General features: G+C 37.0%; 12 protein-coding genes. 10 read left to right on the forward strand and 2 right to left on the reverse strand.

Going from position 1 to position 12,098, the window contains the following annotated elements; translation table 11 throughout:
* Positions 1-143: 143 nt before the first annotated feature.
* The 6 genes from MKX65_RS06590 (at position 144) to MKX65_RS06615 (ending at position 5,475) form a co-directional block, all read left to right on the forward strand.
* A complete protein-coding gene (locus tag MKX65_RS06590) occupies positions 144-1,076 on the forward strand; it encodes a beta-ketoacyl-ACP synthase III (protein WP_160546397.1) in 933 nt (310 codons plus the stop codon).
* 48 nt (positions 1,077-1,124) lie between these two features.
* Positions 1,125-2,363, forward strand: a complete 1,239-nt coding sequence (gene fabF / locus MKX65_RS06595; protein WP_340902881.1) for a beta-ketoacyl-ACP synthase II — start codon at positions 1,125-1,127, stop codon at positions 2,361-2,363.
* Positions 2,364-2,472: 109 nt separating this feature from the next.
* Positions 2,473-3,261, forward strand: a complete 789-nt coding sequence (locus tag MKX65_RS06600) for a DUF2268 domain-containing protein (protein ID WP_340902882.1) — start codon at positions 2,473-2,475, stop codon at positions 3,259-3,261.
* 83 nt (positions 3,262-3,344) lie between these two features.
* Entirely contained in the window at positions 3,345-4,310 is a 966-nt protein-coding gene (locus MKX65_RS06605; protein WP_340902884.1) for an ABC transporter permease subunit, read from the forward strand.
* 113 nt (positions 4,311-4,423) lie between these two features.
* The gene (locus MKX65_RS06610) at positions 4,424-4,633 is read left to right on the forward strand and encodes a hypothetical protein (protein WP_160546395.1); all 210 of its coding nucleotides are present in this window, start codon (positions 4,424-4,426) and stop codon (positions 4,631-4,633) included.
* 95 nt (positions 4,634-4,728) lie between these two features.
* Positions 4,729-5,475 (forward strand): YjbA family protein, encoded by a 747-nt coding sequence (locus MKX65_RS06615; protein WP_160546394.1) that lies wholly within the window; start codon positions 4,729-4,731, stop codon positions 5,473-5,475.
* Positions 5,476-5,502: 27 nt separating this feature from the next.
* On the opposite strand, the gene trpS is transcribed toward MKX65_RS06615, so the two are convergent.
* On the reverse strand, positions 5,503-6,492 hold the full coding sequence (gene trpS / locus MKX65_RS06620; RefSeq protein WP_160546393.1) for a tryptophan--tRNA ligase: 990 nt from the start codon (positions 6,490-6,492) through the stop codon (positions 5,503-5,505).
* A gap of 162 nt (positions 6,493-6,654) precedes the next feature.
* On the reverse strand, positions 6,655-7,014 hold the full coding sequence (locus tag MKX65_RS06625; RefSeq protein WP_160546392.1) for a DUF3899 domain-containing protein: 360 nt from the start codon (positions 7,012-7,014) through the stop codon (positions 6,655-6,657).
* Positions 7,015-7,252: 238 nt separating this feature from the next.
* Here MKX65_RS06625 and MKX65_RS06630 point away from each other — a divergent pair, with 238 nt between their 5' ends.
* The 4 genes from MKX65_RS06630 (at position 7,253) to MKX65_RS06645 (ending at position 12,091) form a co-directional block, all read left to right on the forward strand.
* Complete coding sequence (locus tag MKX65_RS06630) at positions 7,253-8,938, forward strand: peptide ABC transporter substrate-binding protein (RefSeq protein WP_340902888.1); 1,686 nt, start codon at positions 7,253-7,255, stop codon at positions 8,936-8,938.
* Between the two features lie 139 nt (positions 8,939-9,077).
* A complete protein-coding gene (gene opp3b, locus MKX65_RS06635) occupies positions 9,078-10,007 on the forward strand; it encodes an oligopeptide ABC transporter permease (protein WP_340902889.1) in 930 nt (309 codons plus the stop codon).
* Positions 10,007-11,035 carry an oligopeptide ABC transporter permease gene (gene opp3C / locus MKX65_RS06640; protein ID WP_160546390.1) on the forward strand — a complete coding sequence of 343 codons (1,029 nt, stop codon included), beginning with the start codon at positions 10,007-10,009 and terminating at the stop codon, positions 11,033-11,035. The genes opp3b and opp3C overlap by 1 nt, the downstream gene beginning before the upstream one ends.
* Before the next feature lie 15 nt (positions 11,036-11,050).
* Entirely contained in the window at positions 11,051-12,091 is a 1,041-nt protein-coding gene (locus MKX65_RS06645) for an ABC transporter ATP-binding protein (protein WP_160546389.1), read from the forward strand.
* The last annotated feature ends 7 nt before the right edge of the window (positions 12,092-12,098 follow it).

Raw genomic sequence — 12,098 nt, forward strand, 5'->3', positions numbered from 1 at the left:
GGAATAAAGAATGTATGGACGATAGATGGTGAATGTACATAAAATGGATAAAAAGATTGATAAAACGGGGAACTACTGTTAAAATTTTAGTACCAAGTCATAATAATTGATAATAAGTGTAGTTATATAAAGGAGCTGGGAACATGAAGGCGGGAATTATCGGTATTGGTAGATGTCTTCCAGATAAAGTACTGACAAATGCGGACTTAGAAAAGATAGTTGACACCTCTGATGAGTGGATTCGTACTAGAACAGGTATTGAAGAAAGAAGAATCGCTGAAAAAGACGTTAATACATCCGATTTAGGCTTCGAAGCTGCAAAAAAAGCACTTGAAGATGCACAGATTTCACCTGAGGAAATTGGCTTAATACTAGTAGCAACAGTGACACCAGATCAACCGTTTCCTTCCGTAGCTTGTATGTTACAAGAGAAATTAGGTGCAGTAAACGCTGCGGCTATGGATATTAGTGCAGCGTGTGCAGGGTTTATGTACGGAATGATTACAGCTAAGCAGTTTATTGAGAGTGACAGCTATAAATATGTGTTAGTAGTTGGTGTTGAGAAATTATCAAAAATTACGGATTGGCAAGACCGAAATACAGCTGTATTGTTTGGTGATGGAGCCGGTGCAGTAGTCATGGGTAAAGTAACGGAAGGTAGAGGTATACTTTCTTTTGAGCTGGGAGCGGACGGTACAGGTGGTAAGCATCTTTACCAGGAAGATTATATTGTAATGAATGGTAGAGAGGTATTTAAGTTCGCAGTTAGACAAATGGGAGAAAGTAGCGTAAATGTTCTTGAAAAGGCAGGACTTTCAAAAGAAGACGTTGACTTTTTAATACCGCATCAAGCGAATATTCGAATTATGGAGGCTTCAAGACAAAGACTAGAGCTTCCTGAAGAAAAAATGTCTAAAACCGTTGATAAATATGGAAATACCTCAGCAGCATCTATTCCGATTTCTTTGGTAGAAGAGGTAGAGGCTGGTAAAATAAAAGAGGATGACCTGATTGTTATGGTAGGCTTTGGCGGAGGATTAACTTGGGGTGCCATTGCCATTCGTTGGGGCAAATAATTATTTAAATTATATATTCATTATAGAAAATCAAAGGAGTTGCCAGACATGACGAAGAAAAGAGTAGTTGTAACAGGGGTTGGCGCTGTTACTCCAGTTGGTAATAACGTTGAAACAGCATGGAACAATGTATTAGCAGGTGTATCTGGTGTAGGACCGCTTACTAGATTAAATGCAGATGAATACCCAGCAAAAGTAGCTGCAGAGGTAAAGGATTTCCAAGTTGAAGATTTTATTGATAAAAAAGATGCTCGAAAAATGGATCGTTTCACTCATTATGCTGTAGCAGCAGCTAAGATGGCGGTTGAAGACTCAAGACTTGAGATTAATGACAGCAACTCGCATAATATTGGTGTTTGGATTGGATCAGGTATCGGTGGAATGGAGACCTTTGAAAGTCAGTATGAAACATTCTTAAGCCGTGGCTATCGAAGAGTTAGTCCGTTTTTCGTACCAATGATGATTCCAGATATGGCAACAGGTCAGGTTTCCATTACACTAGGAGCAAGAGGATTTAACTCTTGTACCGTAACTGCTTGTGCCACAGGAACAAATTCAATTGGTGATGCCTTTAAGGTAATTCAACGAGGAGACGCAATTGCAATGGTGACTGGTGGAGCAGAGGCGCCAATTACAAAAATGTCTGTTGCAGGTTTTTGTGCAAACACTGCACTATCTACGAATCCTGATCCAAGTAAAGCAAGTCGCCCTTTTGATCAAAATCGTGATGGTTTTGTTATTGGAGAAGGAGCAGGAATTATTGTATTAGAAGAATTGGAGCATGCTTTAGCTCGTGGGGCAAAAATCTATGCAGAAATCGTTGGCTATGGAGCAACAGGGGATGCCTACCATATTACTGCACCAGCACCAGGTGGAGAAGGTGGAGCGCGTGCAATGAAAATGGCTATAAATGATGCTGGTTTAAACGTTAATGAAGTAGACTATGTGAACGCACATGGAACAAGTACCGATTACAATGATCGCTTTGAAACATTAGCTCTTAAAGAAGTGTTTGGTGAACATGCGTATAAGCTTGCCGTGAGTTCAACAAAGTCTATGACAGGTCACTTGCTTGGAGCAGCAGGGGGAGTGGAAGCGATCTTTAGCGTATTAGCGATTAAAGAAGGCATGATTCCTCCAACGATTAACTATGAAACACCAGACCCAGAATGTGATTTAGACTATGTTCCAAATGAAGCTAGAAAACAAGAAGTACAAGTGGCTATGAGTAATTCGCTTGGCTTTGGTGGTCATAACGCAACCATCGTTTTTAAAGCATATAAATAAAATGAAACAGAGTGGAGTAATATCCGCTCTGTTTTTTTAATGCTTTAATCAAGTTTTGGATGTTTTCTCATAATATGCTATTACAGTGTAAAAGAAATGGGGGAGTTGGGTGGTAGTCGCACGCACGGATAAATGGTTAGAAAAAGAATTCTCGAATCCTGTTGCTATATGTAAAAGATTTCTAAAAGAGTTTAATGAAAGTGAGTCAAAGCCTATATATGAATATCTTACCTCGTTTGGGATGTATCGACCTAATCATGCAAGCTTTCGAACATATGAGACATTAAAAAAGAAAAAAACATGGGAAACGATTAACAAGATTTATGAAAAGTATAGAAAAAAGTGGCTTGGACCCCAAGTAAATATCTATATTTTCCCTATAAATCAATCGAGCGCTTCCTTTTTTAGAGAGCGGAAAACAAGAAAATCTGGTGTTTCTTTTCCTGATAGAATGTTTTTATTTATCGGAGATTATGAGGATGAAAAAGAGTTAGAGGCTTTATTTGTCCATGAATACCATCATGTGTGCCGGATGAAAAAACAAAACAGGAAACCGATAGAGTTTACTTTACTAGACTCCATTATATTAGAAGGCCTTGCAGAATTGGAAGTTGAAAAAAACTGTGGAACAGAATACTTGGCCGACTGGTGTCATTATTATAGTCAGGAAGACATAGAAATGTACATGAAGAAATATATCATGTCCAACTTAAAATTGAAAAAAACAGATAAACAACATGATCAATTATTATTTGGGGTTGGTGCATATCCAAAACTATTAGGTTATGCATGTGGGTATTACCTTGTTAGAAAGTATTACAAGGAAAATTACTTTTCTACAAAAACGTCATTTACAATTCAAGGAAAACATTTTATTACGCTTATCGAAGAAACCTAGTTGTATCAAGGGTTTCAAATACACTTTAAAGCCTTAAAGTAGAGGCTTTTTCTGTTTTTTCAATAACGTGAATGTTTTTAATTATGAAGCTCCTACCAAAAGGTATCGGTAAAATTAATTCAGGTAGCATTCAATTTGAAGGTGTGCATTTAGAACAAATGTCAGATAAAGAGATTAATAGTATCCGTGGAAAAGATATCGCGATGATATTCCAGGAACCTATGACCTCACTAAATCCAGTGTTTTCCATTGGTTTTCAAATTCAAGAAGTGTTATTTAATCATATGAAAATCTCGAAAAAAGAAGCGAGATTAAAGAGTATTGCTTTGTTAAAAAGTGTAGGTATATCAAGACCAGAGAAAATTATTGATGAGTACCCGCATCAGCTCTCTGGAGGCATGAGGCAGAGAGTAATGATAGCGATTGCAATCGCTTGTCAACCTAAGCTGTTGATTGCCGATGAACCGACGACAGCTCTGGATGTAACGGTTCAGGCACAAATATTAGAACTACTTAAAGATATCCAAAAAGTGAATGATATGTCAGTCATTTTAATTATGATGAACTTTCCATTCCTACTATTTGTCATCGTCTTAAAGTCTATTTTCTTAGAATCAAGCACAGCTACCTTAATTTTTGTCATCTCGGTACTGAGCTGGACAGGAACAGCACGTCTTGTTAGAAGTAAGGTAATGGCTGAAAAGGAAAATGAATATATTTTGAGTGCGATATCAATAGGGTGCTCACCTTTTAAAACGATTACGAAGCACTTACTTCCAAACGTTATGTCTACAATTATCGTACAAGCCACATTAACTTTAGCTGTTATGATTGTTGCAGAAACAGGTCTTAGCTTTTTAGGCTTTGGTGTACCGATGAATATACCAAGCTGGGGGAATATGCTTCAGGAAGCACGCAGTCCTGATGTGTTGACTAGTAAATGGTGGATTTGGATACCACCAGCAGCAGTGTTAACAGGTACGATATTATCCATTAATTTCATAGGTGAAGGGTTTAAGGACGCATTTAACCCTAAATCAAACAGATAAAACTACCAATTCAATTTGGTAGTTTTTTTTGTCTCATAAGTTGTCCACCAATAACATATGTATGTAGAAAAGAAGGCTGGGGGAAAGGCGATGAAGAGAGTGGGGAAATTTCTATGATTATGAGAATTTTCCTTTTACTAACTGGTTTTGGACTAGCTGTACTAGGTGGGATAAGTACGATTGCGTACCTAAATTTATTAACGACAGGATATACGATGATAGACTATCTTGAATTTATAAAGGGACGTGTAGAGTGCTATCTATTTCTAGTTGGTATGTTGATTATATGGTTAAGTATTTATTTTCCAGGTAAAGAGGAATAATACAATAATTGGATTAAGATTTCATAAAAGGAATAAATTAACGTTAACCTGCCCATACTGAATGACAAACAGAGAGTGAAGTGAGGGGTTAATAAATGTTGTATCTTCATGATGTTTGGGTAAATTGGTTTGAAGGAGAAGAGAACGGGTACAATGTCTGTCACTTTCATGAGTGGCGGAAAGATGACGGAGTCGAACTTCTAGATCAGGTTCCCTTGTTAAAGGTTGAGTCAGTGTTGTTTAACTATATTGAAAATGATCTTTCAGAACTCCCACAACAGCTATTGGACGATGTTTATCAAAAGGCATATTTACGTAAAAATCACGAGCGCATTCAGCTAGAGTATTGCTTTGTGGTCACTGATGGCACGGGAATACTAGTAGTGGATACTATCGGCTACAATATACCGATTCGGAAGAGTAGGTTGATTCCAAGGCAAGAACAGCTAGTTTATGAGATGATTGATAAGCATGACACCATGCCCTATGCATTTAATGATCATTCTTCATTAAAAGAATTTCATATTTTATCACCAGCACCAGAGCTAATGAACGGGTTAACTAGAAAAGAGAGACAACTAAAGCAGTTGTTATTTATGGCCCTAGACCAGCTTCACTCATCAAATAACGCCGCAGAAGTAAGATACTGGTATACAGAGTGGAATCCGGAAAAGTATTCAGAAATTCAAGACCTGACATTTGAAAATGTTTGGCAGGAATTATATGAAAATACAAAGTACGGTTGGTCCTTTAAGCATGAGACCTTTTGTGAAAACTTAATAAAAGGCCAGCCCTTCTTTGAGAAGTTGTGGGAAATGGAGCATGGTCCGAAAGTAAATTAAAAAGGCTGGATATCCAGCCTTTTTAATTTACTTTCTTTTTCTTCCTAGCCCCATAGCCGTTTCCATTTTCTTAACCATTTTACTAGCAACTTCATTGGCTCTAGCTGCGCCTCTATCGAGGATTTCATCCAGTTCAGTAGATTGCATTAACTGATGGTATTTTTTCTGAATCGGTTCAAATTCATTAATTAGAACTTGTGCTAGTTCTGATTTAAAGTCTCCGTAACCTTTTCCTTCATACTGATTCTCTAATTCTTCAATCGTTTTTCCAGTTAAGATGGAATAGATCGATAATAAATTCGAAACTCCAGGTTTATTTTCCTTGTCAAACTTTACTATACCTTCAGAGTCAGTAACAGCGCTTTTAATTTTCTTTTCTATTTGCTTTGGTTCATCCAATAATGATATAAATGCTTTTTGATTAGGGTCAGACTTACTCATTTTTTTCGTTGGATCTTGTAAGGACATAATCCGAGCGCCAACTTTTGCAATTCGAACCTCTGGAATAGTGAAAATATCATTGTACTTCTTATTAAAGCGCTCCGCTAAATCACGTGTAAGCTCTAAATGCTGCTTCTGATCTTCTCCCACAGGAACAAGGTCCGTTTTGTAAAGCAAAATATCCGCAACCATTAAAGGTGGATAAGTAAGCAATCCAGCAGAAACAGCATCTTTCCCAGCAGATTTATCCTTAAACTGTGTCATTCTTTCAAGCTCTCCAATATAAGATATACATTGGAACATCCAGCCTGCCTGTGCGTGAGCTGGAACTTCAGATTGAATAAATAACGTAACCTTTTCAGGATCTAATCCAACCGCAATGTACAAGGCAGCGAGACTGCGAATATTTTTTCTAAGTTGCTGAGCATCCTGAGGGACCGTAATAGCGTGTTGGTCAACGATACAGAAATAACAGTTATATTCATTTTGAAGTTCAACGAATTGTTTCAAGGCGCCTATGTAATTTCCTAGTGTTATCATTCCGCTCGGTTGGATACCAGAGAAGATAGTTTTCATGAAAGTTCCTCCTTTTAAGTGGAAAAAACCACCTCTCCAAACTAATACTAGGAAAGAGTGGCAGAATATTAACCACAAACTTTAAAATCACTCATTAATTATGTAATAAGATGCTTATTAAAAATTATAAGTAACTATTCTCTTTTAATCAAGAACTACCGCTTACATATAGTAGAAGAGGAGTGCTATGAGACAAAGTGCTAAATTAATAAAGCCTACGAACAGTAACGGAGAATATTTAACAGTAATTATTTGTGATAAGGGTCTCATTTCATCCACGGTTTCTCTTGTTACATCTTTTCCAGCAAAAATTAATCGAAAGGATTTAGTTACAACGTCAAAAAATCCTGTATTGACAGTAAATATAGCTAAAGATATAAAAAGGAGCAAACTTGAAATATAGAAGCTTTTATTTATGTAATTTAAAACTGAAATGCTATTACTAAAAAACATTAGAATGAAAATTATTATTTGAGAGCATAATAAAAGTGCTAAATTTAGCTTTGTTTTAACCGTTTTCATTAGGTGATCCTCTCTAAAATTATTATATCTAAAAAGTATTAAAGCAAAAAACTATTTGGTCGGGTTAGATATTCATTTACTAATAAATGCTAATTATATCATAGTATATCTAAAGTCGATGTTAACAATTATAACAATAGTATAAAATTTTTTTGAAAAAACATGTACAAAAAGTAATTTAAATGTATAATAACTAATGTACAACTTTTCAGAAAAAACAATCTAAGGAGGTCTATCAGTGAAAAAGTCAAAATTTTCATTGCTTTTAGTCCTAACACTAGTTCTTAGCATGTTTTTAGCTGCATGTTCTGGTGGAAATAAAGAGGACGAAGCAAAAACTGATAATGATTCAGAAGCAACAGGTTCTGAATTAGCAGAAAACCAAGAAATCACAGTACTAGAATCAGCGGAAATTCCATCTATGGACTCTGTACTTGCTGAAGACACTGTAGGTTTCACAATGATCAATAACGTTAACGAAGGATTATATCGCCTAGATCAGGAACAAAATCCAATTCCTGCTTTATCTGACGGTGAACCAACTGTTAGCGAAGACGGTACTGTTTACACATTCAAACTTAGAGAAGCTAAATGGTCTAATGGTGATGCTGTAACAGCTAACGACTTCGTATATGCATGGCAACGTGCACTATTACCTGATTCTGCTTCATTCTACGGTCCTTACATAATGACTGGAGTAATTAAGAACGCAGATAAAGTAAAAGCTGGAGAAGTTGACCCAAGTGAGCTTGGTATTAAAGCATTAAGCGATACTGAGTTAGAAGTAACACTTGAAAAGCCAGTTCCTTACTTTAAAGCTTTAATGGCATTCCCTACTTTCTATCCACAAAACCAAAAGTTTGTTGAAGAAAAAGGCGCAGACTTTGCAAAGAATGCTGAAAACCTAATCTTTAACGGTCCTTTCAAAATGACTAAGTGGGATGGGGTTGCTGCAACTGAGTGGACTCTTGAAAAGAACGAAGAGTACTGGGATGCAGAAAACGTTACTTTAACAAAAATCAACTATAATACATCTAAAGATCCACAAGCAGCTGCAAATGCTTTTGAAGCAGGACAAGCTGATGTAACACCAAAACTATCAACACCAGCGGTTATCTCGCAATATGAGGGAGATTCTCGTCTTTTAACATGGTTAGAGCCAACTGAATTCTGGTTAAAGTTTAACCAAGAAAACGAAGCTCTAGCTAACAAAAACATTCGTTTTGCTCTTTCTTTAGCGTTTGATAAAGATGCTTTAGTAAACGATATTCTTCAAAACGGTTCTTTAGCTGCTAACTATGCGGTACCTGCCGATTTCGTTAAGCACCCAGAAACTGGTGAAGACTTCCGTGCAGCAAACGGAGATTTAAATGCATTTGATGCAGAAAAAGCAAAAGAATATTGGGAAAAAGGTCTAGCTGAACTAGGCGTAGAAAGTCTTGAATTAAACTTCCTTGGTGGAGACACTGAGACTTCAAAGACAGTTGATGCTTTCCTTAAGGATCAACTACAAAATAACCTTCCAGGTTTAACAATTAACCTTGAAAGTGTTCCATTCTCTGTACGTCTTGACCGTGAAGATACTCAAAATTATGATATCCTTCATGCTGGTTGGGGTCCTGACTATCCAGATGCAATGACATTTTCTGATCTTTGGTTAACTGGTGGAGGACACAACAAAATGTCTTTCTCTAACGCTAAATATGATGAGCTAGTAAAATCTGCTCAAACTGAGTTAGCTGATAAGCCTGCAGAGCGTTTTGAAGCTCTACAAGAAGCTGAAAAGGTATTGTTTGAGGATGCAGCTCTTGCTGGAACATACCAACGTGCTTCAAATTTACTAGTAAACGAAAAGCTTGAAGGCTTTACTTACCATATCTTTGGACCAGAGTACAGCTGGAAGTTTGCGAAACTAAATAAATAATTTACCATATAATTAATATGGTGAAATGATGTACAATGAAATAGGAGAGAGAGTATATTCGCTTAAATATACTCTCTTTTTCCCTGTAATCAAATTGTCGAAACATGGGGAAAATTCAAAATAAGTAGGAGGTGCACAGATGATTAAATATATTAGCCAAAGGGTTATTTATATGATAATTACTCTATTTCTAATTGCCTCAATGACGTTTTTCTTAATGAAGCTTGTTCCAGGAACACCGTTTAAAAACCAAGCAAAAATGTCAGATGAGCAACTTGAGATGATGCTTGAATATTATAAGCTTGATGAACCTGTTCCAGTTCAGTATGTGGCGTATATGACAAACTTAGTTAAGGGTGACTTAGGTACTTCTTATCAATTTGCTAATACACCAGTATCAGAATTATTAGGTGCAAGGATAGGTGCCTCTGCATTACTAGGATTTCAAGCTCTATTAGTAGGTACAATTGTAGGTATCATTCTTGGGGTGTTAGGAGCCCTAAGGCAAAATACGTGGGTAGATTATGGAACGACCTTTATAGCTGTTATTGGTAAATCCATTCCTTCATTTGTTTTTGCTGGATTGCTTCAATATTATATAGGTGTAAAACTAGGTTGGTTCCCTGTTGCATTCTGGAAAGGTCCTGAATACACGGTTATGCCAACGATTGCACTTTCGATGTTCCCGATTGCCATTGCAGCTCGTTTTATGAGAACAGAAATGGTAGAAGTTCTAGGGTCGGATTATATTACATTAGCTAGAGCAAAAGGTGCAAACTACTTTGAAATCGCATTTAAGCATGCGTTAAGAAATGCTTTAATTCCAGTTATCACTGTATTAGGTCCGCTTGCTGTAAGCTTAATGACTGGTTCTCTAGTTATTGAAAAGATCTTCTCTGTTCCAGGACTAGGAGAGCAGTTTGTAAAATCGGTTCAAGTGAATGACTATTCGGTCATTATGGCAACCACTCTATTATTTGCGTTCCTATTTATTGTTGTTATTTTAGTGGTTGATATTCTTTATGGCTTGATTGATCCAAGAATTCGTTTAGCGGGAGGGAAGAAATAATGGCACAATTTGATGAGAAAATCAGCAAAGACCAATTTGAGCCCGCTATTATTGACGCATCAACAAGTGAGCGCATTTCTAAACCAAGTCTAAACTATTGGCAGGATGCGTGGTTACGTGTTAGAAAAAATAAAGGTGCGATTGTAAGTTTAGTAGTGATCGGAATTTTAATTATTATGGCTTTAATTGGGCCATCATTAAGTAAATTTGAGTTTGATAAGCAAAACACGAAACATGCTAACTTACCACCTCGTATTGCGGCATTAGAAAATGTTTCATGGTTACCATTTGATGGAACTAGAACGTTGAAAAATGGTAATGTGGTAAATCCTTATGAGCAGAAGCAAATTGAAGAGTACTACTGGTTTGGTACAGATGCTCTAGGGAGAGACCAATTTTCTCGTGTATGGAAAGGGATGCAAATCTCTCTATATATCGCATTCTTAGCGGCCTTTATCGATATGGTTATCGGTGTAGCCTTCGGTGCTATTTCTGGTTACTTTGGTGGACGTATTGATAATATTATGCAAAGAATTATTGAAGTACTTTCAGGAATTCCAAATCTCGTTATTGTTATTTTGATGATTATAGTTTTAAAGCCGGGAATTATATCAATTACAGTCGCATTAACCATTACCGGTTGGGTTAGTATGGCTCGTGTCGTTCGGGCCCAAGTTTTAAAATTGAAAAACCAAGAGTTTGTTCTAGCGTCACGTACACTTGGTGCTAGCCATTCGAAAATTATCTTTAAACATTTAATTCCTAATCTCGCAGGTGTTATCATTATTAACACAATGTTTACGATCCCTAACGCAATTTTCTTTGAAGCCTTCTTGAGCTTTATCGGTTTAGGTCTTCAAGAGCCATTAGCATCATTAGGAACGCTTATTGATGAAGGATTTAAATCAATGATTGCCTTCCCATACCAAATGCTAGTTCCGGCGATTATTATTTCTGTCATTATGATTGCATTTAATATGATTGCAGATGGTCTTCGCGACGCGTTAGATCCTAAAATGAGAGACTAAGGCAGGTGAGAAAAGATGTCAAAAATATTAGAAGTAAATAACTTAAATATATCTTTCCATACGTTTGCTGGAGAAGTTAAAGCGATTCGTGGAGCTAACTTTCATCTTAATAAAGGAGAAACTCTTGCCATAGTTGGAGAATCTGGTTCAGGGAAGTCTGTAACAACAAAGGCTATTATGCGTCTTTTACCTGAGACTAATTCTGAGATTAAAGAGGGCGAAATCCTGTTTGATGGAAAAGATTTAACAAAATTATCGGACAAGCAAATGCAATCGATTCGTGGCAAGGAAATCTCTATGATCTTTCAAGATCCAATGACTTCTTTAAATCCAACAATGACGGTTGGTAAGCAAATCATGGAACCAATTATTAAACACCAAAATATGAGTAAATCAGCAGCTAAGCAACGGGCGATTGAGCTTTTAAAGTTGGTTGGCATTCCAATGGCGGAGGAACGCTTTAAACAATATCCTCACCAATTCTCTGGTGGTATGAGACAGAGGGTTGTTATTGCGATTGCTTTAGCATGTAACCCTAAGGTCTTGATTGCTGACGAACCAACCACTGCTTTAGACGTTACGATTCAAGCACAAATTTTGGAGCTAATGAAAGATTTACAGAAAAAAATTGATACATCTATTATCTTTATTACGCATGATTTAGGTGTGGTTGCCAATGTAGCAGACCGAGTAGCGGTTATGTACGGAGGGAAAATTATTGAGATCGGTACAGTAGATGAAATTTTCTACAATCCGCAGCATCCGTATACATGGGGTTTAATTAGCTCGATGCCAGACTTGGATACAGCTGAAGATGAGCTATATGCGATTCCAGGTTCACCACCAGACCTTCTTAACCCTCCAAAGGGAGATGCGTTTGCCCCTCGTAACGAATATGCGATGAAAATTGATTTAGAACAAGAGCCTCCAATGTTTAAAGTATCGGATACACATTACGCAGCAACATGGCTACTTCATCCGGATGCTCCAAAGGTTGAGCCACCAGCAGCTGTCATGAAAAGAAAAGAAATGTATCCAGGCTACAATAATAAATAAGGAGGTA

Origin of the sequence: Robertmurraya sp. FSL R5-0851 (assembly GCF_038002965.1) — a bacterium.
Lineage (GTDB): Bacteria > Bacillota > Bacilli > Bacillales > Cytobacillaceae > Robertmurraya_A > Robertmurraya_A beringensis.